This window comes from Desulfobulbus alkaliphilus (genome assembly GCF_016918545.1).
In the GTDB taxonomy this organism is placed as follows: Bacteria; Desulfobacterota; Desulfobulbia; order Desulfobulbales; family Desulfobulbaceae; genus Desulfobulbus; species Desulfobulbus alkaliphilus.
In genome coordinates this window covers 1-399 of sequence record NZ_JAFFQC010000390.1, presented here as the reverse complement: position 1 = coordinate 399, position 399 = coordinate 1, and the positions used below count along the sequence as shown (strand labels likewise).

General features: G+C 68.9%; 1 protein-coding gene. It reads left to right on the top strand.

Annotated elements, in window-relative coordinates; translation table 11 throughout:
- The coding region (locus JWG43_RS21115) for an NAD(P)-dependent oxidoreductase (RefSeq protein WP_275888523.1) at window positions 1–399 on the top strand (399 nt) is incomplete at both ends.

Here is a 399-nt window from a genome sequence, read left to right as displayed (position 1 = left end):
TTCGAGACGCGCACCATCACGACGTCGCTCGCCGGCCAGAAGCTGGGCATCGTCGGCTTGGGCCACATCGGCAAGGCCGTCGCCGACCGCGCCGAGGCTTTCCGCATGGCGGTCAGTTGGTGGGGGCCGCGGCCGCACGAGGCCGAATGGCCGCGCGCCGACAGCCTGCTGGCGCTCGCCAAGGCCAGCGACATCCTCGTCGTCGCCTGCAAGGCGGACGAGACCAATCGCGGCCTGATATCGCGGGACATCCTCGAGGCGCTTGGCCCCGACGGCCTGCTGGTCAACGTGTCGCGCGGTCAGATCGTGGACGAGGACGCCCTGATCGCCGCCTTGAAGTCAGGGACATTGGGTCAGGCGGCCCTGGATGTCTTCATCGAAGAGCCGACAGACCCAGCG